The sequence below is a fragment of the Pedobacter ginsengiterrae genome (assembly GCF_039537385.1).
Lineage (GTDB): Bacteria > Bacteroidota > Bacteroidia > Sphingobacteriales > Sphingobacteriaceae > Pedobacter > Pedobacter ginsengiterrae.
The window spans coordinates 287429-309854 of record NZ_BAABAK010000020.1 but is presented as its reverse complement, the minus strand read 5'-3'; the positions used below and the strand labels follow the sequence as shown (position 1 = coordinate 309854).

General features: G+C 36.1%; 20 protein-coding genes. 9 read left to right on the top strand and 11 right to left on the bottom strand.

What is annotated here, in order from left to right; genetic code table 11:
- Positions 1 to 39: 39 nt before the first annotated feature.
- From infB to ABD692_RS20025, 4 genes are all read right to left on the bottom strand, one after another.
- Positions 40 to 3105, bottom strand: coding sequence for a translation initiation factor IF-2 (infB, locus tag ABD692_RS20040; protein ID WP_316762756.1), 3066 nt, complete (start codon positions 3103 to 3105; stop codon positions 40 to 42).
- Positions 3106 to 3166: 61 nt separating this feature from the next.
- On the bottom strand, positions 3167 to 4411 hold the full coding sequence (gene nusA, locus ABD692_RS20035) for a transcription termination factor NusA (RefSeq protein WP_316762759.1): 1245 nt from the start codon (positions 4409 to 4411) through the stop codon (positions 3167 to 3169).
- Between the two features lie 2 nt (positions 4412 to 4413).
- Positions 4414 to 4878 (bottom strand): ribosome assembly cofactor RimP, encoded by a 465-nt coding sequence (gene rimP, locus ABD692_RS20030; protein WP_316762760.1) that lies wholly within the window; start codon positions 4876 to 4878, stop codon positions 4414 to 4416.
- 122 nt (positions 4879 to 5000) lie between these two features.
- On the bottom strand, positions 5001 to 5429 hold the full coding sequence (locus ABD692_RS20025; RefSeq protein ID WP_344769833.1) for a hypothetical protein: 429 nt from the start codon (positions 5427 to 5429) through the stop codon (positions 5001 to 5003).
- Between the two features lie 18 nt (positions 5430 to 5447).
- Here ABD692_RS20025 and ABD692_RS20020 point away from each other — a divergent pair, with 18 nt between their 5' ends.
- Positions 5448 to 5792 (top strand): phage holin family protein, encoded by a 345-nt coding sequence (locus ABD692_RS20020; RefSeq protein WP_344769831.1) that lies wholly within the window; start codon positions 5448 to 5450, stop codon positions 5790 to 5792.
- Between the two features lie 96 nt (positions 5793 to 5888).
- Here ABD692_RS20020 and ABD692_RS20015 read toward each other — a convergent pair whose 3' ends face one another.
- The 4 genes from ABD692_RS20015 to panC form a co-directional block, all read right to left on the bottom strand.
- Positions 5889 to 7028, bottom strand: coding sequence for an acyl-CoA dehydrogenase (locus tag ABD692_RS20015; RefSeq protein ID WP_344769829.1), 1140 nt, complete (start codon positions 7026 to 7028; stop codon positions 5889 to 5891).
- A 256-nt stretch (positions 7029 to 7284) separates the two neighbouring features.
- Positions 7285 to 8277, bottom strand: a complete 993-nt coding sequence (locus ABD692_RS20010) for a lysylphosphatidylglycerol synthase transmembrane domain-containing protein (protein WP_344769827.1) — start codon at positions 8275 to 8277, stop codon at positions 7285 to 7287.
- Between the two features lie 5 nt (positions 8278 to 8282).
- On the bottom strand, positions 8283 to 8633 hold the full coding sequence (gene panD / locus ABD692_RS20005) for an aspartate 1-decarboxylase (RefSeq protein WP_316762775.1): 351 nt from the start codon (positions 8631 to 8633) through the stop codon (positions 8283 to 8285).
- A gap of 117 nt (positions 8634 to 8750) precedes the next feature.
- Positions 8751 to 9596 carry a pantoate--beta-alanine ligase gene (gene panC, locus ABD692_RS20000; RefSeq protein WP_344769823.1) on the bottom strand — a complete coding sequence of 282 codons (846 nt, stop codon included), beginning with the start codon at positions 9594 to 9596 and terminating at the stop codon, positions 8751 to 8753.
- A gap of 149 nt (positions 9597 to 9745) precedes the next feature.
- Here panC and ABD692_RS19995 point away from each other — a divergent pair, with 149 nt between their 5' ends.
- The 3 genes from ABD692_RS19995 to glmS all read left to right on the top strand — a co-directional run bounded on the left by ABD692_RS19995 (position 9746) and on the right by glmS (position 14008).
- Positions 9746 to 10570, top strand: a complete 825-nt coding sequence (locus ABD692_RS19995) for a glycogen/starch synthase (protein WP_344769821.1) — start codon at positions 9746 to 9748, stop codon at positions 10568 to 10570.
- Positions 10571 to 10591: 21 nt separating this feature from the next.
- Complete coding sequence (locus ABD692_RS19990) at positions 10592 to 12031, top strand: DUF4270 family protein (RefSeq protein ID WP_344769819.1); 1440 nt, start codon at positions 10592 to 10594, stop codon at positions 12029 to 12031.
- Between the two features lie 138 nt (positions 12032 to 12169).
- The gene (gene glmS, locus ABD692_RS19985) at positions 12170 to 14008 is read left to right on the top strand and encodes a glutamine--fructose-6-phosphate transaminase (isomerizing) (RefSeq protein WP_316762787.1); all 1839 of its coding nucleotides are present in this window, start codon (positions 12170 to 12172) and stop codon (positions 14006 to 14008) included.
- Positions 14009 to 14081: 73 nt separating this feature from the next.
- Here glmS and ABD692_RS19980 read toward each other — a convergent pair whose 3' ends face one another.
- The gene (locus tag ABD692_RS19980; RefSeq protein WP_316762789.1) at positions 14082 to 14522 is read right to left on the bottom strand and encodes a single-stranded DNA-binding protein; all 441 of its coding nucleotides are present in this window, start codon (positions 14520 to 14522) and stop codon (positions 14082 to 14084) included.
- 75 nt (positions 14523 to 14597) lie between these two features.
- Positions 14598 to 15641 carry an A/G-specific adenine glycosylase gene (gene mutY, locus ABD692_RS19975; protein WP_344769815.1) on the bottom strand — a complete coding sequence of 348 codons (1044 nt, stop codon included), beginning with the start codon at positions 15639 to 15641 and terminating at the stop codon, positions 14598 to 14600.
- A gap of 171 nt (positions 15642 to 15812) precedes the next feature.
- On the opposite strand from mutY, the gene ABD692_RS19970 reads away from it, so the two are divergent.
- The 5 genes from ABD692_RS19970 to ABD692_RS19945 all read left to right on the top strand — a co-directional run bounded on the left by ABD692_RS19970 (position 15813) and on the right by ABD692_RS19945 (position 21147).
- Positions 15813 to 16115 carry an HU family DNA-binding protein gene (locus ABD692_RS19970; protein WP_056093708.1) on the top strand — a complete coding sequence of 101 codons (303 nt, stop codon included), beginning with the start codon at positions 15813 to 15815 and terminating at the stop codon, positions 16113 to 16115.
- A gap of 10 nt (positions 16116 to 16125) precedes the next feature.
- Positions 16126 to 17001 (top strand): tetratricopeptide repeat protein, encoded by an 876-nt coding sequence (locus tag ABD692_RS19965; RefSeq protein ID WP_344769809.1) that lies wholly within the window; start codon positions 16126 to 16128, stop codon positions 16999 to 17001.
- Between the two features lie 280 nt (positions 17002 to 17281).
- On the top strand, positions 17282 to 18832 hold the full coding sequence (locus ABD692_RS19955; protein WP_344769807.1) for an Rne/Rng family ribonuclease: 1551 nt from the start codon (positions 17282 to 17284) through the stop codon (positions 18830 to 18832).
- 122 nt (positions 18833 to 18954) lie between these two features.
- Positions 18955 to 20331: a DNA repair protein RadA gene (gene radA / locus ABD692_RS19950; protein ID WP_316762806.1), complete on the top strand. Its 1377-nt coding sequence runs from the start codon at positions 18955 to 18957 to the stop codon at positions 20329 to 20331.
- Positions 20332 to 20682: 351 nt separating this feature from the next.
- A complete protein-coding gene (locus tag ABD692_RS19945) occupies positions 20683 to 21147 on the top strand; it encodes a DUF4920 domain-containing protein (RefSeq protein ID WP_316762809.1) in 465 nt (154 codons plus the stop codon).
- Between the two features lie 79 nt (positions 21148 to 21226).
- Here the strand turns inward: ABD692_RS19945 and ABD692_RS19940 are convergent, their stop codons facing one another.
- Positions 21227 to 22291: a branched-chain amino acid aminotransferase gene (locus tag ABD692_RS19940; RefSeq protein WP_316762813.1), complete on the bottom strand. Its 1065-nt coding sequence runs from the start codon at positions 22289 to 22291 to the stop codon at positions 21227 to 21229.
- Positions 22292 to 22426: the final 135 nt, after the last annotated feature.

The following is a 22426-nucleotide window of genomic DNA, read 5'->3' as shown; positions in this document are numbered from 1 at the left end:
CGAAATTTCATCAGGACCTTTATTATTTATAACTAAATATTATAATTTTCTAGCTACTTCTACTTGTTCGTAAGCTTCTACGATATCGCCAACCTCAATGTTGTTAAAGTTTTGAATATTCAGACCACATTCATAGCCTTTTAATACTTCTTTAACATCATCTTTAAAGCGTTTTAACGATGCTAATTCACCTGTATAAACTACAACACCATCTCTAACGATACGGATTTTGCTGTTACGTGTAATTTTACCATCTAATACCATACAACCTGCAATGGTACCCACTTTAGTAATTTTGAACGTTTCACGAATCTCTACGTTAGCCACAATTTTCTCTTCAAATTCTGGATCCAACATACCTTCCATTGCCGATTTAATCTCGTTGATTGCGTCGTAAATGATAGAATATAAACGGATATCGATTTGCTCAGCTTCTGCTAGTTTACGTGCACCTGTTGATGGACGAACCTGGAAACCAATAATAATCGCATCTGAAGCCGAAGCTAACAATACATCAGATTCTGAAATCTGACCAACACCTTTACTAATGATGTTAATTTGAATCTGCTCAGTCGAAAGTTTCAATAATGAATCGGCTAATGCTTCTATCGAACCATCCACATCACCTTTAACAATGATATTAAGTTCTTTAAAGTTACCGATAGCCAAACGACGACCAATCTCATCCAATGTAATGTGTTTCTGCGTACGTAAACCTTGTTCGCGTTGTAACTGCATACGTTTGTTTGCAATATCACGAGCTTCAGTTTCGCTCTCTAATGCATTGAATCGATCACCTGCTGTTGGTGCACCTTGCATACCCAAAACCTGTACGGGTTGCGATGGGCCTGCAGAATCAACCTTCATACCACGTTCGTTGGTTAACGCTTTAACACGTCCGCTATAACTACCAGCTAAAATTGGATCTCCAACTCTTAATGTACCAGCCTGAACCAATACAGTAGTTACAATACCACGTCCTTTATCTAATGCAGATTCGATTACTGAACCTGTAGCTCTTTTATTTGGATTAGCTTTAAGCTCTAATAACTCAGCTTCTAATAATACCTTATCTAAAAGTAAATCAACATTTAGTCCGGTTTTACTTGATATTTCCTGAGACTGGAATTTACCGCCCCAATCTTCAACCAAGATATTCATTACTGATAACTGCTCACGCACTTTATCAGAGTTTGCACCTGGTTTATCTACTTTCGTGAAAGCAAATACCAATGGAACACCTGCCGCTTGTGCGTGGTTGATAGCCTCTTTTGTTTGAGGCATCACTGCATCATCTGCCGCAATTACAATGATTGCAATATCGGCAACCTTAGCACCACGGGCACGCATCGCTGTAAATGCTTCGTGACCAGGCGTATCTAAGAATGTTACTTTTTTACCAGTTGGTGTAGTTACCATATAAGCACCGATGTGCTGTGTAATACCACCTGCCTCACCAGCAACTACATTTGCTTTACGGATATAATCCAGCAATGAAGTTTTACCGTGATCGACGTGACCCATAATCGTAACAACCGGGGCTCTTTCGATTAAGTCTGCCTCGTTATCTTCTTCCTCAATTACGTTTTCTTCATCTTCATCTGGTTTAACGAATTGAATTTCGTAGCCAAACTCATCAGCAACAATAGTTAAGGTTTCAGCATCTAAACGCTGGTTAATCGATACGAACATACCAAGACTCATACATGTACCAATAATTTTGGTAACCTGTACATCCATCATGCTCGCTAATTCATTAGCCGTAACAAATTCTGTTACTTTTAATATTTTCGATTGAGATTCAAGTTCATTTGCTGCTTCTTCTGCGTTAAATGCAACATCATCACGTTTCTGACGACGTAACTTAGCACGTTGAGCAAATTTACCAGATTTACCTGCACCACTTAAACGAGCAAGTGTTGCCTTGATTTGATCTTGAATTTCTTTCTCAGTAGGCTCTTCTTTAGGTCCGCTTGGTGTAGCATTTCTATTTTGGAAACCTGGTCTGTTATTATTTCTATTTCCTTGATAAGGAGTACCGCCTTGTCCGGCAGGCCTGTTACCTTGATATGGAGTTCCACCGCCTGGTCTGTTACCTTGGTACGGCTGACGAGGTTGACCTGGTGCACCACCTTGACCCTGACCAGCAGGATTTTGACCTTGCTGACCTTGGCCACCATGTTGACCTGGTTGGCCTGGAGCTCCAGGAGTTTTTTTACGTTTACGCTTGCGTTTTGCAGCTTCGCTATCGCTAGATGATGCAACCGGACCGTTTCTTCTATCAGGAGTTGTTGGTAAAACAATTTTACCAATAATATTAGGACCTGTTAATTTAACGGTACGAGCTTTAATAACTTCTGGCTCATTACTAACTGGAGGTGCAGGTTTAACTTCTGCAGGCTTAACTTCCGTTGGTTTAACCTCAACAGGCTTAACCTCTACTTTCGGTTGTTCTACAACTGGTTTTGGTGCTTCCTCAACTTTCGGCGTAGATACAGGAGCTTCCTCCTTTTTAACTTCAACAGGTTTAACCTCTGCTTTCGGTTGTTCTACAACTGGTTTTGGTGCTTCTTCAACTTTCGGCGCAGCTACAGGAGTTTCTTCCTTTTTAACTGGTCTTGTTTTAGAATTAAGATCATTTAAATCGATCTTACCAACAACCTTAACACCAGGTAAGTTTCCATCCTCAACAGGTTTAGCTTCTGTTTTAGTTTCCTTTGCAGGTTCTACAACAGCAGGTGTTTCTGCTTTTGGGGTTTCAACTTTAGGTTTTTCTACCGGAGGTGTAAACGTTTGAGTATTTTTTATTAAAATCTCTTCGTTTTTCTCAAAATCGGCATTCTTTTTCGGTGCTTCAGCTGGCTTTTCAGTCTCAGGCTCGTCACGACGTATCTTACCAATCACTATTTGTTTGGCTTCTTCTCTTACGATCTTATCTCCCTGATACTCTTTTAATAAGGCATCATACATATCGCCCGAAAGTTTAAACATAGGGCTTTTCTCGGCTGAGAACCCTTTTTTGTTTAAAAACTCTACGGCCGTACCCATGCCTATATTAAGTTCTTTAATAGCTTTAATTAAAATGATTGGTTTGTCGTCTGACATTTAGCTCCTGTTATTTTTTTATTTTAATACAAAAGTAGTGTTTATTTGGCAATTACACCACTTATTCAAATTCTGACTTCAAAATTTGAACCACTTCTTTAATGGTTTCTTCTTCAAGGTCGGTACGTTTTACTAAATCTTCTACTGTAAGTGCCAAAACACTCTTAGCAGTATCGCATCCGATAGCCTTTAATTCGTCGATAATCCAGCTATCAATCTCATCTGAGAATTCTTCTAAATCAACGTCTTCATCTGTTTCTTCACCAGCTTCACGGTAAACATCAATTTCGTAACCGGTTAACTTACCAGCTAGTTTAATGTTGTGTCCGCCACGGCCAATTGCCAGTGAAACCTGATCTGGTTTTAAGTAAACCGATGCATGTTTAGTTTCATCGTCCAATTTAATAGAGGTAATTTTTGCTGGGCTTAAAGCACGGGTAATATATAATGAAATGTTATTTGTGAAATTAATCACGTCAATATTTTCGTTTTTCAATTCGCGAACGATACCATGAATACGAGAACCTTTCATACCAACGCAAGCACCTACCGGATCAATACGATCGTCGTAAGATTCTACTGCAACTTTAGCACGTTCTCCTGGTTCGCGAACGATTTTCTTGATGGTAATTAATCCGTCGAAAATTTCAGGAACTTCTTGTTCAAACAAACGTTGTAAGAATTCGGGTGCAGTTCTCGAAATAATAATTTTAGGATTTGCATTAATCATTTCCACTTTAGAAATTACTGCTCTCACAGAATCTCCTTTTTTGAAATAATCAGCAGGAATTTGCTCTGTTTTAGGCATTAAAAGTTCATTACCTTCATCATCTAAAACCAAAGTTTCTTTTTTCCAAACCTGGTAAACTTCACCTGTTATAATTTCGCCTACACGGTCTTTATATTTTTTGAAAATTTCGTCTTTTTCTAATTCTAATACTTTAGAAACCAAAGTTTGGCGGGCAGCTAAAATCGCTCTGCGACCGAAACTTTCTAAAGTAATTTGTTCAATATAATCGTCACCAACTTCTAAAGTACTATCTAATTTAGAAACTTCAGCAAGCTCAATTTCCAAATCATCATCTTCAGAAAACCCATCTTCCATTACTTTTCTCGTTCTCCAGATTTCCAAATCCCCATTATCCGGATTCACGATAACATCACAGTTCTCGTCGGTTCCGTATTTTTTACGCAACATGCTACGAAAAACTTCTTCCAACACACTAATCACCGTAGGGCGATCTATATTTTTGAAATCTTTAAACTCCTGGAAAGAGTCAATTAAATTAATTGTTGTAGTACTCATTTTTACTTAAATGAAATTAACACACTTGTTTCTATTATATCATTAAACGGTACAGATGTTTCTACTGTAACCGCCTTTTTACCTTTTTCTTTAACTGATTCTTCAATCAGAATATTGTTTTCTGTAACCTCTAAAAGTTTACCTTCCTTTTTTTGTCCGCCTGCGAATTTAATGCTTACTGTACGGCCAATATTTTTATTGTACTGGCGGATTAGCTTTAATGGCTCGCCAACACCTGGAGAAGAAACTTCTAAATTATAAGCTTGCTCAATGGCATTTTCTTCTTCTAAATGAAACCCAACATGCCTGCTTATTGCCACACAATCCTGTATGCTTATGCCTTCATCACCATCAACATGAATAATTAGCTTGTTGTTTGGCAACATTCTCACTTCAACCAAAAAAAGTTCTGGCCGATCAGCAATTTTTTCTTCAACGAGTGCTATAACTCTCTTTTCTACCTGCATATTTTAACCTGAATTTCATAGAAAAAGGGGACATTGTCCCCTTCTCTTTTCTTCGATTACGATGCAAATGTACAAATTATTTAGAAATAATCAAACTATGATACAGGAATTTACAGTTTCGATTATCTTTTTAGCACTTGTTGTTGTGGTTCGAGGTTGTGTTTTATTGTACCTTTTAGCAACTTACCACCATCAGCAAATTTAACGCCGATGTAACTTTCTACCAGATAACTTTTTCCCGCTAAAAATGGTTCTTCTGGCACAAACAGAACAGAATCGCCTTGTAATTTTGTATGGCCCGCAATATATTCTTCATTTTGCAAACTATCTGTTTCGTTCGGTGTTAATAAAACCGAAATAAAATTAACTGAATCAGGATTAGTGTGATATGCATTTCTAACCTGAAACAAACTGGCTTCATCAATATTTTTAATTACAATTGAACTGCTATCAGCAGAAAATTTTATTACAGGAGCGTTGCTATTATTAGAGCAAGAGCCTAAATTTAACGCAATAACAACGTATATCAAACATTTAACAGATTTAAACATTTTACTAAATTAAACATTATGAGATTAATTATCGAAGTCCTTTTAATGGGATTAGCCGTTTTTATAGGAGCAAAACTAGTTCCTGGTGTAAGCGTAGATGGCTACGGAAGTGCAATAATTGCGGCCATTTTAATTGCTTTGGCAAATGCAACTATTGGCTTTATTTTAAGATTATTAACCTTTCCCGTTAATTTTTTAACCCTAGGCTTAATGTCTTTTATAATTACCGTACTGATGATTTTATTGGTCGATAATATGATGGCATCTTTCAATACATCTGGTTTCTTTTCTGCGGCTTTTTTAGCAATTGTAGTTGCTTTGGTTAAAGCAGTTTTTGGAGCAATAGCGGGCGACAAAGACTAATTAAACTTTTATTGCAAAGATTTAAAACGAAAGAGGTTATATGGAATGTATTATTTCCATATAACCTCTTTATTTATTTCAACTGTACGCTTAAAACTATCTGATCACTTCTCTCGAAATGACCATTTTCTGAATTTCAGATGTCCCTTCGTAAATCTGTGTAATTTTAGCATCACGCATTAATCTTTCTACGTGGTATTCTTTTACGAAACCATAACCGCCGTGTACCTGAACAGCTTCTACAGTTACATCCATGGCAACCTTCGATGCAAATAATTTTGCCATCGAGCCAGCCTGCGTATAAGGTAAGCCTTGTTGTTTCAGCCATGCGGCTTTATAAACCAACAACCTTGCAGCTTCAATCTGGGTGGCCATATCGGCGAGTTTAAAAGCGATTGCCTGATGTTCTGCGATCGGTTTTCCAAACGACTTTCGTTCTTTTGCGTATTTCGTTGCCAGCTCAAAAGCACCCTGAGCAATACCCAATGCTTGTGCTGCAATACCAATTCTACCACCCTCTAAAGTTTTCATAGCGAATTTAAAGCCAAATCCGTCTTCCCCTATCCTATTCTCCTTTGGCACCTTAACATCATTAAACATTAAAGAGTGTGTATCAGAACCACGAATACCAAGTTTATTTTCTTTCGGACCAACAGTAAAACCTTCCATTCCTTTTTCTACAATAAAGGCATTAATGCCTTTATGTTTTAATTCGGGATGGGTTTGCGCAATTACTAAATAAGTTGATGCAGTGCTGCCGTTGGTAATCCAATTTTTAGTGCCGTTTAATAAATAATAATCTCCTTTATCTTCCGCTGTAGTATGCTGAGAAGTTGCATCAGAACCCGCTTCGGGCTCAGACAAACAGAAAGCACCAATTTTTTCTCCCGATGCTAAAGGTTTGAGGTATTTTTCTTTTTGAGACTCACTTCCGTAGGCTTCCAAGCCATAACAAACCAGTGAGTTGTTTACCGAAACCACAACAGATGCAGAGGCATCAATTTTAGAAAGCTCTTCCATAACAAGTACGTAAGAGATTGCATCTAAACCGCTTCCATTATATTTTTCATCAACCATCATACCCAGAAAACCAAGTTCTCCGAGCTTTTTTACCTGTTCTGCAGGAAATTTTTGATGTTCATCTCTTTCGATTACTCCAGGCTTTAACTCTTGATTTGCAAAATCGCGGGCCGCCTGCTGAATCATTATTTGTTCTTCACTTAATTCAAAATGCATAACAATTATGTATAAAAGGTTAGTGAACCAAATGTAGGGTTTATAGATTAAAAATACTATGGCTGCATAGTATTTATTTTTATCAGAATTTTCTCTATAACAAATTGAAGCAATAAAATTTCTATTGGCCTTGCTTAGTCTGTTTTACTTCACAGAATCCTCAGTTAATAACCAGCTTATCTAGAGTATCAATATACCGAGGTTATACCGAAGTATTACCGAGTTACATCCGAGGTTACCATGGATATAAAGGAACTTAAACTGCCTTGGTTACCTTTTGCTTTTTGGTTAAGACGGCCAATAAACTCAGGCTTCCTAAAATTAAGGTTAACAGAATTTGTGAAGAGTGAATTATAGTTGCGTAAGCCAAACCATCTTTAAAAGAAAGCGAATATAAAACCAATGACTGTGCAACCATCCAATGAAAAACACCGATTCCACCTTGCACTGGCGCAACCATTGCGAAGCTCGAAAAAACCAATGCCGTAAAAGCGGCATTAAAGCCTAAATTACTGGTAATCTGTATAGAAGAAAAAGCTAAATACATGGAAAGGCAATAGAAAAACCAGATACCGAAAGTATAAAGCATAAATAAGGCTTTATTTTTAAGTTTGCCATAAGAATTAAAGCCTTGTTTCAACCCTGCCAGTATTCTTAAAAACTTCTTGCTCAATTTTTTCTTAATAAAATAAATCATCAAAAATAAAAAGAACATTAACACGAGCCCAATACCGATAAGCGAAAGGTAATTCAAACTTCTCAGTTTAAGAGCAAAATTTAGGTACAGATTGTTATAAATAAAACCAGAAACCAGGTTGTACTGAAAAACCAGCATAAATACTCCGCCCGAAAACAGAATCAATACATCTATCAATCGCTCTGTTATTACGGTTCCTATTGAAGAAAACATGGGAACTTTTTCTGTTCTAAGCATAATAGAACAGCGACCTATTTCGCCAAAACGCGGCAGCGCTAAATTTGCCAGATAGCCAATAATTACAGCGTGATAAGTATGCCAAAAACCAACTTTATAATTTATTGATTGATAAAGCATTCGCCATCTTGCAGCTCTAAGTACGTGCGCCATCCATAATGAAACGCATGAAGCCATTACCCAATGGATTTTAGCATTTTTGATTTCAAGCCAAATCCCATTTAAATCCTGCCCTTTAAATGCTAAATATAAAATGCCAACACCCACAAAAAAGAGGATCAGGTATTTTAACACCGATTTAAGGCTGAATATCAAAATGTTTATTTTAACAAGTGATTATTATCATCAGGAAAAACAAGTATTGGATTGTATTTTTTTGCATCTTCGATAGGTAGAGAACCGTAAGACATAATAATAAGTATATCGCCAAGTTGAGCAAGACGAGCTGTTGCGCCATTTAAGCAAATGGTTCCTGTTCCTCTTTCGCCCTTAATTACATAAGTTTCGAAACGAGCACCATTATTATTATTTACAATTTGCACCTTTTCATTAGCGATAATGTTAGCTGCATCCATTAAATCTTCATCAATCGTAATACTGCCTACATAATTCAATTCAGCTTGTGTTACTTTAACACGGTGTATTTTCGATTTTAATATTGTGATAACCATTTGGCAAAGTTAGTAATAAAGGATTGGATGAAAAAAACGAAAAGTGCGATGAAGATATAATATGGGAAACGGATGATGTAGAATTAGCAATAGCTCAACTATTCCTTCCCTCTTAGGTTATTTAATTATAATATTATCTATAAGTCGGGTTGTGCCAACCTGAGCTGCTACTAAAGCCACTAAACTATTTTCATCCTTAGAGTTTGCAGGCTCCAGCGTATTGCCATCGGCTATTGTGAAATAATCGAGTGTAACGCCTTCTATATTGTTGTAAAGCGACTTTGCTTTTTCTTCAAGTTCCTCCAAAGAATATTTCGTGAAATTATCGGCAACAAACTGCAAAGATTTACTTAAAACCAAAGCATTTTTTCGGTCTGTTTCAGAAAGATGAATATTCCTGCTACTCATAGCCAGTCCATCATCTTCACGAATAATTGGGCATGTGATTATATTTATTGGCAGTTTGAAATGAGCGAGCATATTTTTAATCATTAGTACTTGCTGAAAATCTTTCTGACCGAACATGGCTAGATCTGGTTCTACTGCATCAAAAAGTTTCTTAACAATTTGAGTAACGCCTTGATAATGGCCTTTTCTAAATTCGCCCTCTAATAAAAATTCGGCTTTGCCTAAATCTATGTGCCAGTTTTCATCTGCACCTGCGGGATACATTTCTGTAACATTTGGCATAAAAACGCCATTACAACCAGCATCATTAAGCATGGCCAGATCATGTTCAATTGGTCGCGGATATTTCTCTAGATCTTTTGGATCGGTAAATTGAGTAGGATTAACGAAAATACTGCATATAATAACATCAGCATTTTCCTGCGCTAACTTTATTAATGAAATATGGCCATTATGTAAAGCACCCATAGTAGGTACAAGTGCTATTTTTTTACCTGATGCCTTTAGTGGTTTTAAATAAGCCTTAAGTGCTTCTTTAGTTTTGAATACTTCCAATTTGAACAATCTGAATTAAAGCCGTAAAGGTGTAAATTAATATAAACGAAACCAAACAAATGCTTGCTATATTGATAAATAGTATTATTATTCTTATCTTTGCAGCTCATTATCTTTTATTTAACTTAATATTTTCTTAGAATATGGAGATGGCAAAAACGAAGCTGCTGATTGTTACACACGAGATGTCGCCTTTCCTCGAGCTTACTAAAATTTCTGAAATTACTCGCCAGTTACCACAGGCAATGCAAGAGAAAGGATTCGAAATCCGCATCTTAATGCCAAAATTCGGTAACATCAACGAGAGAAGAAATCGTTTACACGAAGTAATACGCTTATCGGGAATGAACATCATCATAGATGATAACGATAACCCTTTAATTATTAAAGTGGCTTCTATACCAGCTGCACGCATGCAGGTATATTTCTTGGATAATGAAGAGTATTTCCAACGCAAGCAAGTATTTGCTGATGCAAGTGGAAAATTCTTTGACGATAACGACGAGCGTACAATCTTTTTCTGTAAAGGCGCTTTAGAAACGGTAAAAAAATTAGGCTGGGCTCCTGATATTGTTCACTGCCATGGCTGGATGAGTTCATTGGTACCTGCTTACATTAAAACAACTTACAAAAACGATCCTACTTTCAAAAATTCTAAAGTAGTATACTCTGTATATGAAGGCGGTTTCACTGAAAAATTAAATGTTAACTTCTCGAAGAAAGCTGTAATGGCAAATATGACAGAAGATGATACTAAAGCATTTGAACCTGCAGATTTAAACAGCTTACACATTGGAGCGATAACACACTCGGATGCAGTAGTTTTAGCAGATGAAAATCTTGATGAAGCTATGTTAAAATTTGTTAAAGATTCAAATAAGCCAACTTTAGCTTATAACTTAACCGAAAATTTTGAAAACTTCTACACTTTTTACGAAGAAATTTCAAATGAAGAATTGGTTTCTGTTGCTTAATTAGGTATTATTATTTTAAATATGAAATTTATAAAACAAGACTTATTAACCCTGTTGATAGGTCTTTTTCTTTTTGCATCTTGTAAAAACACGAGTAATATTGGTTTAGATGTTGACCCAAACACAGCTATTCAAGGCACTTTGGTGAATGATCAGCAGGTTACCTCTCAAACTTTAAAGGAGCCTGATTTTAATACCAGTATATTAACTCAACATCCGATCGGCTATATGGTTGATCCAATTTTCGGTAAAACAGAGTCGAGCGTGGGTATGACGGTTACGCCTCCCAGTCTTAGCTATGATTTTAAAACTTCACCTGTTTTAGATTCGGCCGTTTTGGTTTTAAATTTAGCACCGCAGTTTTATGGCGATACGGCTACATCAAAATACAGTATCGATGTTTACCAGTTAACTGCTCCAATTTTAAAACTTAAAGCTTCTGATGCAATTCCACATAATGGAACTTTATTAGGTAATTTTAACAGTAAAATATTCCCAAATACGAAAATCAAAATTACGGATATTGTGGTTGGAGGAAAGGATACAGTAAGAACGGTTCCTGCTCAAATTAGAATTCCTTTGAATAAAGCTTTTATTCAGAATACAATTTTAACTCTTCCAACAACAGGTACTTCAACAAGTGATAAATTTGTTCAGTATTTTAAAGGTTTATATGCAGAAATAAACAAAACAAGCTCTACTGGTACAGGTGGAGTTGCTTTTTTAGACTTTGCTGGTACCAATTCATACCTGCAACTGGTTTACAAAACAACAAACGCATCAAGTGGGATTGATACGGTATCCACTAATTTCCCAATTGGAACTTCGAGTGGGACAGTTACAGCAAATATTAACCACGATTACACAAGTACAGCAGTTAAAACTCAATTAGATAATCCTGGTCCAGCAGCTAATCCAACTCAATACGGTGTAACTTATTTGCAAGATTTAGGTGGTGTAAGAACAAAAATTTCTTTCCCTACGCTTAAAAACTTTACAACCACATACGGAAAGGCAATTATTAACAAGGCAGAATTAGTGGTTGATTTAAGCGCTGGAACATTCGCTTTACCATTTGCACCTTCACAAAGATTATCGCTATATCGCTGGGATATTGCAAGCCAGGAAGTAAATTTACCAGACCACGATCAATCTGGAACTTCTTCGACTGGCGCAACTTATACAGGTGATGCTAGAGCAAAATCGGATGCAGTATTTGGAGGTTATTACGATTCATTAAAAAACAGGTATGTATTTAATGTTACAGCGTATGTACAAGATATTATTGACGGAACTAAGATTGATTACGGAACATATATTGCTCCATCTTCTTTAACGGCAACAGCATTTAATTTAGGCACATCAAGAACTACTTACTCGGCATCGAGAGCGGTTATTGGAACTTTTGGTAGCACGACCAACAGATTAAAACTTAATATTTATTACACAAAAATAAATTAAGATTTTGTTTAAATACGCTAAGCCCTGCTTGTTAAACAAGCGGGGCTTTTTAGTTTCAAATTTTTCCAATAAAAAAATCAATACCCCTATAAAGCAAACGTTTGTTTAGTATATTTGGCGCAAAATACTTATAAAAACATGTGTGGAATAGTAGGTTATATAGGCTACAGAGAAGCTTGGCCAATTGTTTTAAAAGGCCTTAAAAGATTAGAATACCGCGGTTATGATAGTGCTGGAATTGCATTAATGAACAATAGCGGCGATCATATTTACAAGAAAGTTGGAAAAGTTGCTGCTTTAGAAGAATTTGCAGAAGATAAAGATAAATCGGGAACAATTGCCATGGGACATACCCGCTGGGCAACACATGGTGTACCGTCGGATCGGAATTCCCATCCTCATACTTCAAACGATGGTCAGTTATCGATCATTCATAATGGTATTATTGAAAACTATGCTACGCTTAAAGAAGAGCTTTTAGGTAGAGGTCATGAATTTAAAAGTGATACCGATACGGAAGTTTTGATTCACTTAATCGAGGAAATTCAAAAAATTGAACAAATAGATCTTCTCGAAGCAGTAAGACTAGCCTTACACGAAGTTAGCGGTGCCTACGCGATTGTGATTATGGACAAAGCGTATCCAGATCGTTTAATTGCTGCAAGAAAAGGCAGTCCGATGGTTATTGGAGTCGGCAAAGGCGAATACTTTATTGCTTCTGATGCGACACCAATAATTGAATACACGAAGAATGTAATTTACCTTAACGATAATGAAATTGCTTTAGTAACAAAAGATGATTTATTAGTAAAGCATTTAGATAATGTTGTTCAAACCCCACTAATTCAGGAATTAGAGTTAAAGCTTGAAATGCTTGAAAAAGGTGGCTTCGATCACTTTATGTTAAAGGAAATTTACGAGCAACCTAGATCTATCAGAGATTGTATGCGTGGCCGTATTTATCCCGAAGAAGGTAAGGTGCAATTGGGCGGTATTAAAGAGTTTGTAGAAAAACTTAAAAATATCGACCGTATAATTATCGTTGCTTGTGGTACATCATGGCATGCTGGCTTGGTTGGAGAATATTTAATCGAAGAATACGCACGGATCCCAGTTGAAGTTGAATATGCATCAGAATTCAGATACCGTAATCCGATTATTACAGAAAAAGATGTTGTAATTGCAATTTCTCAATCAGGAGAAACTGCTGATACTATGGCGGCAATAGAAATGGCTAAAGAGCGTGGTGCTACCATTTTCGGAATCTGTAATGTTGCAGGAGCTTCAATTCCAAGATTGAGTCATGCAGGCGTATATACCCATGCAGGTCCAGAGATTGGTGTGGCATCAACAAAAGCATTTACTGCTCAGGTTACGGTTTTAACGCTTATGGCGTTTTACATGGCTCAACAAAAAGGTACCATTACTCAATCTAAATTGATTAGTTTATTAACTGAATTAGATAATATCCCTGATAAGATCCAAACTGCGCTTGAATCTAACGACATAATTAAGGAAGTTGCGGCACAAATTAAGGATTCGAGAAATTGTTTATTCTTAGGTAGAGGAAGTGGTTTCCCTGTCGCATTAGAAGGCGCTTTAAAGCTTAAGGAAATATCTTACATCCATGCAGAGGGTTATCCTGCAGCAGAAATGAAACACGGCCCAATCGCTTTAATTGATGAAGAAATGCCAGTTGTGTTTATTGCAACTCAAAATTCATCGTACGAGAAAGTGATCAGTAATATACAAGAAGTAAAAGCCCGTAAAGGAAAAGTTATTGCAATTGTAACTCAAGGCGATACTGAAGTTAAAAAAATGGCTGATTATTGCATTGAGATTCCTGATTCTGATGAAGCATTTTTACCTTTATTAGCAACAATTCCATTGCAGCTTTTATCTTATCATATTGCAGTGATGAGAGGTTGTAATGTAGATCAGCCAAGAAATTTGGCTAAATCTGTAACCGTAGAATAACGTAAAACGGAGAGATAAAAAAGGGTTGCCATTTTATTTCTGGCAACCTTTTTTGTTTTATAACGAATTGAATTTAGAACGGCAGATCACCATTTTCATCATCTGGTCGTATTGTAAATTCATCTTCTATTTTCGATTCTACATTATTCTGAACATGGTTTACTGGTTGACCAGGCTCAAAATCACTTTTTCGTCCAAGCATAGTGAAATTCTCTGCAACGATTTCAGTTACGTACTTTTTCACCTTCTCCTTATCCTCAAAAGATCGAGTTCTTAACTTACCTTCAATATAAACTAGTTTACCTTTTTGCAAGTACTTTGAAGCAACTTCCGCCAAACCTCTCCATAAAACTATATTATGCCATTCGGTTTGTTCTACACGCTTACCATCTTTATTATACGTTTCTGATGTTGCGAGCGGAAAGCTGGCTACGGTAACGCCTCCATCCAAATGCCGCACTTCTGGGTCTTTTCCCAAGTGCCCTACTAAAATAACTTTGTTAATCCCAGACATAAAATATTGTTTTTGGTTAGTTTTATCTTAAAGCGATTGTTAAATCAAATGAAAGTTAGTTAGTCTATTCATTTATTAAAAGTTCTCATCTATAAAGTTTTTGATAACGTTAGGTTGAGGTAGTTCATTTAGTACATCTAAAGAAACCCAATTAAGTTCCTTTTGTTTACTAAAGTTAAATATATAATTTTTTAAAGCAAAAAATTGAACATGGATTATTTGGTGCGTTAATATATGCTTTTTATAAGTAATCAGCTTAAAATCTGCCTCCTCTCCAAACATGTCTTTTATCTGATTAACGAAGTCGGTATCTTCAATTATTAAAATAGAATTCGTTTCAATATTCGGAAAATCATAAAGATGTTGCCATATATCCTTTGCCTGGCGTTCTTTCATTAAAACTTCGGTACCGTTATTACATACAAAATAATTAAAATATCTATGCTTCTTTTCGGCCTTTCCAATCTTAACAGGCAGTTGATTTACAACTTTATTCTGAAAGGCATAACAATCTATACTTATTGGGCAAACAGCACAATTGGGGGATTTAGGTTTGCATTGCAGTGCGCCAAATTCCATTATTGCCTGATTGTATAATGCAGAATCTTCGGCATAAAGCAAATCATTAGCGAGCTTAAAAAATTCATTTTTACCTGCCGGAGAATTAATTGCTGTACTAATTCCAAAATACCTGGCTAAAACCCGAAACACATTTCCATCTACAACAGCTCTCGCCTCTCCGGCTGAAAAAGAAGAAATTGCTGCAGCGGTGTACGCTCCGATTCCTTTAAGCTTGATCAAATCATCGTGCTGGTTCGGAAAATTGCCATTATGATTACTCATGACCAATTGCGCTGTAGCATGCATATTTCTTCCTCTGGAATAATAGCCTAATCCTTGCCAAAGCATTAATACCTTACTTTCTGTTGCGGAAGCAAAATCTGCAACAGTTGGAAAATTCTCTAGGAATTTGTTAAAATACGGTAACCCCTGTTCAACTCTGGTTTGTTGCAAAATAATCTCAGAGAGCCATATCGTGTAAGCATCATTTGTATGCCGCCAGGGTAAATCTCTTTTATTATTCAGATACCAATTTATAAGCTCATTTTGGAATGTCATTGCTGCAAATTACGGTGTAATTATTTGTTTTTAAAAAAACTTGCAATAGCCTGATAAGAACCGTGATAAAAAAATCATCTTTTATTTCCCTATCTCATTAAAAAGCAATACTTTTGCAACCCCAAATCAGTGATAATATTAAAATACACAATACATAATAATTAATAAAATATGACTAAGGCAGATATTATTTCAGAAATATCAACAAAAACCGGAATTGAGAAGGTTGATGTGCAGGAAACGGTTGAGGCGTTCTTTAAGGTTATCAAAACCAGCATGATTGGCGGTGAAAATGTTTACGTAAGAGGCTTCGGAAGCTTTGTTGTTAAAAAGAGAGCACAAAAAACAGCTAGAAATATCTCTAAAAACACTGCAATAATTATCCCAGAACATTTTGTTCCAAGCTTTAAACCAGCAAAAGTTTTTGTTGATAAAGTAAAAAATAACTCTAAAAAAATTCAAGTAGAAGCTTAAATCTAAAAATATGAATAGCAGCATAAAATTAAAACAAACCATCATTATTGGAGCGATTTTATTGCTTGTTGCCTTCTTATTTACTAGAGATATTAAAGGTTTAATTAAACCAACAGAAGAAAATGGTAAAATGCCATCATCGGGTCAAGTGGCCCAGGCAGCAGCTCCTTCTACTTCTGGATTAAGCATTCAACAAACATCTGAAGCTGCTAAAAATGTAATTAATAAAAGTTTAGCGACTGATATTACAGCCTTAGAAAACAGCTACAAAGGTGCAACTGGTACAGAAAAAACTGAATTGGCTCAAAAACTAGCTCAGAAATGGGATGATGTTGAACAATTGACACCTTCTGCACTTTATTTAGAAGTTGTTGCCGAAGCTAAACCTACAGCTACAAACTGGTTAGCATCTGGCAATAAATTTTTAAAAGCTTTTGAGAGTACACAAGATAGTTTAGCACAACCTGCTTTATTGCAGAAAGCGAATACTTCTTTCACAAAAGCGCTTGAATTAGACAAAGAAAACATAGATGCCAAAACAGGATTAGGCGTAACGATAGTAAATGGCTTAGGCGCACCAATGCAAGGTATTGCAATGTTGTTAGAAGTTGTTGCTAAAGACCCTAAAAATCTTAAAGCAAATATGAACCTTGGTTTATTTTCAATTAAATCAGGTCAGTTCGATAAAGCAATTCCTCGTTTTAACACAGTTATTGCTACAGCGCCAACACCTGAAGCCTATTTTTATTTAGCTACGGCTTTAGAAAACTTAGACAAAAACAAAGAAGCCGTAGAGGCTTATTTAAAAAGCAAAAAATTAGCGGCAAATCCAACTTTATCATCATTTATCGATAAAAAGGTTGCTGAACTAAAGAATAAAAGTTAATTAACGGATTAATAAAAACATTTAAAACTTAAAATTATGCCAAGCGGTAAAAAAAGAAAAAGACATAAAATGGCTACGCACAAACGTAAAAAACGTTTAAGAAAAAACAGACATAAGAAAAAATAGTTTCTTATTTTGATTTAGCCTTTAAACCTCATAGCTTACTATGAGGTTTAAACACTTATATATGATTTTTTTTCTTATATAATCTCTGGCTATATCAATATTTTCTTGATTACTATCCATTTGTTAATAGGCGAAAGCCTTAAATCTGTAGCTGTTGGTAAAAGAATTAATTATCAATTCGACTCCTGCCGGAGTTACCATAGCTTTGATTGAAGACAAACAACTTGTTGAGCTTCATAAAGAACAAATCAATAATAACTACGCTGTAGGCGATATTTATTTAGGCCGCATTAAAAAAATTATGCCTGGCCTGAATGCTGCTTTCGTGGATGTTGGTTATGAAAAAGATGCATTTTTGCATTACTTTGATTTGGGCCCACAGGTACAATCTTTAATTAAGCTAACTAAGATCAAGCGTAATGGCTCGGTTACAGGCACACTGTTAGATAATTTAAAGCTCGAAGCTGATATAAATAAAGCGGGCAAAATTTCTGATGTGCTTAGTAAAAATATGCTCGTTCCTGTACAAATTGCCAAAGAGCCAATTTCTACAAAAGGACCGCGTTTAAGTTCCGACCTATCTATCGCCGGCAGGTATGTGGTACTGGTGCCATTCTCCAATACCATATCCATATCAAAAAAAATAAAAAGTAATACAGAACGTAATCGCCTTAAAAAGATTATCGAAAGTATTAAACCTCAAAATTTTGGGGTAATCATCAGAACCGTTTCCGAAGGAAGAGGTGTTGCCGAAATGCAAAAAGATCTTTTAGATTTGGTTGCAAAGTGGGAAACCTTTATTAAAAAACTTCCTACTGCCGAACCTTCAAAAAGAGTTTGGGGTGAAATGGACAGATCATCTACGTTAATTCGTGATATTCTGAATCCTGATTTTACAAACGTTTACGTGAGCACGCCTGAGTTGTTCGATGATATTCGTTCTTATGTACATGATATTTCTCCAGAAATGGAAAAAATTGTAAAACTGTACAAACAAAAAGAACCAATCTTTGATCATTTCGGTATTGAAAAGCAAATCAAAAATGCTTTTGGCAAAACAGTAAACTTGCCAGGTGGTGCTTATTTGGTGGTAGAACACACAGAAGCACTGCATGTAGTCGATGTTAATAGCGGTAACCGTACTGCCAGTAAAGAAAATCAAGAAGAGAATGCTTTACAGGTAAATAAAGAGGCGGCGAAAGAAATTGCTCGTCAATTGCGTTTACGCGATATGGGCGGTATTGTGGTAATCGATTTTATCGATATGCACAAACCAACTAACCGTAAAATTTTATTCGATTATTTACGCGAATTGATGCTTTTGGATCGTGCTAAACACACGATTTTGCCGCCGAGTAAATTCGGATTGGTGCAAATAACCAGACAGCGTGTTCGCCCAGAAATGAATATTGTTACTGTAGAGAAGTGCCCTGCATGTGATGGAACAGGTGAAATAAAAGCCAGTATTGTTCTTATGGATGATATTGAGAACAACCTGAATTACATATTAAGAGAGCAAAATGAAAAAGGAATTACACTTTGTGTCCATCCTTACATCGAAGCTTATATCACAAAAGGAATTTTTAGCTTACAACGTCGTTGGTTCTTTAAATATGGCCAATGGATAAAAGTAAAAGCACAATCTGCATACTATTTAACAGAGTTTCATTTTATCTCATCAAAAGATGAAGAGATAAAACTTTAAAGAAAGAATTTTATAAAAACGCCTAATACCTTATTGGAATTAGGCGTTTTTTTTGTGCAAAAATGATTTAGTTTTTCCAGCGTATAAAATCTAAATTCGTAAGTCTAAAATCTAAAATTAAATTGGCAAAAACTAAAACAGCATACTTCTGTCAAAGTTGTGGATACGAATCTGCAAAATGGTTAGGTAAATGTCCTTCGTGTAACCAGTGGAATACTTTTGTAGAAGAAATCGTCGAAAAAAGTTCAACCTCCATTCCAACATGGAAAACTGAAGCTACTTCAAGAAAACTTAGTAAACCAAGCAAGGTTGATGAAATACAAAGTTCTACTGAGCGAAGAATACCTACGGGCGATAAAGAATTGGATCGCGTATTGGGTGGCGGTTTAGTTGAAGGCTCATTGATTTTAATTGGAGGTGAGCCTGGCATTGGTAAATCGACTTTAATGCTGCAATTGGCTTTAAATTTAAAAGGTAAAAAACTGCTTTACATTTCTGGGGAAGAAAGCGAACAACAAATTAAAATGCGGGCAGAAAGGATAAAAGAAAGTCCATCTTCTGATTGCTATATTTTAACCGAAACCTCTACTCAAAATATATTTAAACAAATTGAAATACTTGAACCCGAAATTGTAGTTGTTGATTCTATACAAACTTTGCACTCGGCACATATCGATTCTACACCTGGAAGCGTATCGCAGGTACGCGAATGTACTGCAGAATTATTACGTTTTGCTAAAGAAACAGGAACACCCGTTTTTTTAATTGGGCACATCACAAAAGATGGCGCTATCGCGGGCCCGAAAATACTCGAGCACATGGTTGATACTGTTTTACAGTTTGAAGGCGACAGACATCATGTTTATCGCATTTTACGCTCGATAAAGAATAGATTTGGAGCAGCAGCTGAGCTGGGGATCTACGAAATGCAAGGTAGTGGATTAAGAGAGGTTTCGAATCCTTCAGAAATATTGTTATCGCAACGCGACGAAGAATTAAGCGGAATTGCAATTGCGGCAATGCTGGAAGGCGCAAGACCAATGCTAATCGAAACGCAAGCGCTGGTAAGTTCTGCTGCCTATGGCAATCCACAAAGATCGGCTACTGGTTTTGACACGCGAAGGATGAACATGCTTTTAGCTGTTTTAGAAAAACGCTGTGGATTTAGATTAAGTGCACAAGATGTATTTCTAAATATTGCTGGAGGCATTAGGGTTGAAGACCCTGCAATTGATTTAGCTGTATTAATTGCCATTATTTCATCGCACCAGGATATTGCCGTTTCTTCTAAAAATTGTTTTGCAGCTGAAGTCGGTTTATCTGGAGAAATTAGAGCTGTTAATAGAATAGAGCAAAGAATAGCAGAAGCAGATAAATTAGGTTTCGAAAGCATATATATTTCTAAATACAACCTAAAGGGAATAGCCTTAGAAAAATATAATATAGAAATTAAGGCCGTTAGTAAAATTGAAGAAGTATTTAGTTTAATATTTGGGTAAAGCGACGCTAAAAAACGGGGAACCATATCAACAAGTTTCTACAGTTAGAAGATGATTTTCCCCGATTCCCCAAGAAGAAAAATATTGGCACAAGTTTTACAAAATCATAAATCACTGAAAAACAACACAATACAAGCCGATTACTTCAAATATTAAGTTTGGTTTAACATTTGCCTTACATGTTATGTTGTACATCATGGGATGTGATCTATAACAATAGGGATGATTTTCCTCGTTAGTGAGAACTAGCGAGGATTTTTTTTGTTTTCACTATTTAGAAAAATTTTAAATAACTTTGAAACAGATAATTATCGGAATAACTAATCATTATATCTCTTAAAGAATACCATCATGAAAAAAATTATTTTAAGCTTAGCGTTTTGTTTAATTGCTACATTCACTTTTGCTCAGACAGAATATAAAGGCCAAAAATTTGGTGAAGCAGTTACACCTGGCGATGTTAAACCTGCCGCAAAAATGGAGGCCGCTATGGGTAGCAAAACAACTACCGATATGAAAATTGAAGGTAAAGTCGTAGATGTATGTAAGAAAAAAGGATGCTGGATGACCTTAGAAATGGCTAACGGTGAACCAATGAGAGTTACTTTTAAAGATTATGCTTTCTTTATGCCAATGGATATTGTAGGCAAGCAAGTTGTTTTAGACGGTGTTGCTAAAAAGCAAACCATCTCTGTAGAAACCTTACGTCACTATGCTGAGGATGCGAAAAAATCGCCTGAAGAAGTAGCTAAAATTACAGATCCTAAAAAAGAACTGGCTTTTGAAGCTAAAGGTGTTGTGATATTAGATAAATAAGCTTAAAGCGGAAAGCTTTGATATAAAAAATGCCCCAGTACAATGTATTGGGGCATTTATATTTTAAGTCTTTAACGAATTACAAAACCCAGTTCCATCCAAATTCATCTGGTGCCAAACCGTAACGAATATCGTTTAGTTTTTTAGCAATGCCATTAGAAATGGTTCTTGTAGCTGAATCTGTTAATTTATATGTTTTACCTAAGTAGCCAATTTCACCAATTTGCGTTACAGTTGCAGCAGTTCCTGCAGCAAAAGCTTCAGTTAAACTTCCGCTTTCAATACCCTCTATAACTTCTTTAACTGATACTCTACGTTCTTCAACCTCTACTCCAGCAGCTTTAGCTAATTTGATAATAGTATCGCGGGTAACACCATCCAACACGGTACTACGAACCGAAGGCGTAACTAATTTACCATCAATTACAAAAATAAGGTTTGCAGTACCTGCCTCTTCGATATATTCATGGTTAATCGAATCCGTCCAAATTAACTGGTCGTATCCTTCTTTTTTCGCTTCCTCGAAAGGATATAAAGAACGAGCATAATTACCTGCTGTTTTAGCAAAACCAACACCACCCTCATCTGCTCTGGTAAATTCAGTTTCGATTTTAACCTTTAAAGCCTTACTGTAATAAGGGCCGGTTGGCGTAGTAAGTAACGCAAACTTATAAGTATCTGATGCTTTAACGCCTAAATAAGGATCGGTAGCAAACATAACAGGACGAATGTATAAAGCGTAATCATCTTGTGAAGGCACCCATTTTTCATCGATATTAATTAAAGCTGCTAAACCTTGCATAAAAATTTCTTCAGGAATAGAAGGCATAGACATTCTTGCAGCAGATTTATTAAAACGCTCGAAATTTTTATCGGCCCGAAAAACACTAATTCCACCGTTAGGCTGGCGATAAGCTTTTAAACCTTCGAAAATTGCCTGGCCGTAATGAAGCGCAGAAATTGCAGGGCTCATTAAAATTGGCCCATATGGTAAAATTTGAAGGTTTTTCCATTCGCCGTCTTCATAATCAGCGGTAAACATGTGATCGGTAAAAACTTTACCGAAAGGTAATTGCGAAAAATCGGTAACTGATAATCTTGTTTGATCAGCCTTCGCAATTTTGATATCTAATGTCTCGGTCATATTATTGAATTTTGAAGGAGTGAATGATCAAATGACCGTAGTTTTTCTACGCTCATTCTAAAATTCAATAATCCACTCATTCTGTCATTAACTATTTGGCGCAAATTACGAAAAAAGACGCTTTTTAAATAGCTT

What these genes read in the sequence shown, in the direction of transcription:
- ABD692_RS19995 (WP_344769821.1), top strand. Translation starts at nt 9,746, where the DNA reads ATGGCAAAAACGAAGCTGCTGATTGTTACACACGAGATGTCGCCTTTC.
- ABD692_RS20025 (WP_344769833.1), bottom strand. Translation starts at nt 5,429, where the DNA reads ATGTTTAAATCTGTTAAATGTTTGATATACGTTGTTATTGCGTTAAAT.
- ABD692_RS19965 (WP_344769809.1), top strand. Translation starts at nt 16,126, where the DNA reads ATGAATAGCAGCATAAAATTAAAACAAACCATCATTATTGGAGCGATT.
- mutY (WP_344769815.1), bottom strand. Translation starts at nt 15,641, where the DNA reads ATGACATTCCAAAATGAGCTTATAAATTGGTATCTGAATAATAAAAGA.
- glmS (WP_316762787.1), top strand. Translation starts at nt 12,170, where the DNA reads ATGTGTGGAATAGTAGGTTATATAGGCTACAGAGAAGCTTGGCCAATT.
- ABD692_RS19940 (WP_316762813.1), bottom strand. Translation starts at nt 22,291, where the DNA reads ATGACCGAGACATTAGATATCAAAATTGCGAAGGCTGATCAAACAAGA.
- infB (WP_316762756.1), bottom strand. Translation starts at nt 3,105, where the DNA reads ATGTCAGACGACAAACCAATCATTTTAATTAAAGCTATTAAAGAACTT.
- ABD692_RS20015 (WP_344769829.1), bottom strand. Translation starts at nt 7,028, where the DNA reads ATGCATTTTGAATTAAGTGAAGAACAAATAATGATTCAGCAGGCGGCC.
- ABD692_RS19990 (WP_344769819.1), top strand. Translation starts at nt 10,592, where the DNA reads ATGAAATTTATAAAACAAGACTTATTAACCCTGTTGATAGGTCTTTTT.
- rimP (WP_316762760.1), bottom strand. Translation starts at nt 4,878, where the DNA reads ATGCAGGTAGAAAAGAGAGTTATAGCACTCGTTGAAGAAAAAATTGCT.
- ABD692_RS20020 (WP_344769831.1), top strand. Translation starts at nt 5,448, where the DNA reads ATGAGATTAATTATCGAAGTCCTTTTAATGGGATTAGCCGTTTTTATA.
- ABD692_RS19980 (WP_316762789.1), bottom strand. Translation starts at nt 14,522, where the DNA reads ATGTCTGGGATTAACAAAGTTATTTTAGTAGGGCACTTGGGAAAAGAC.
- nusA (WP_316762759.1), bottom strand. Translation starts at nt 4,411, where the DNA reads ATGAGTACTACAACAATTAATTTAATTGACTCTTTCCAGGAGTTTAAA.
- ABD692_RS19970 (WP_056093708.1), top strand. Translation starts at nt 15,813, where the DNA reads ATGACTAAGGCAGATATTATTTCAGAAATATCAACAAAAACCGGAATT.
- ABD692_RS19945 (WP_316762809.1), top strand. Translation starts at nt 20,683, where the DNA reads ATGAAAAAAATTATTTTAAGCTTAGCGTTTTGTTTAATTGCTACATTC.
- panD (WP_316762775.1), bottom strand. Translation starts at nt 8,633, where the DNA reads ATGGTTATCACAATATTAAAATCGAAAATACACCGTGTTAAAGTAACA.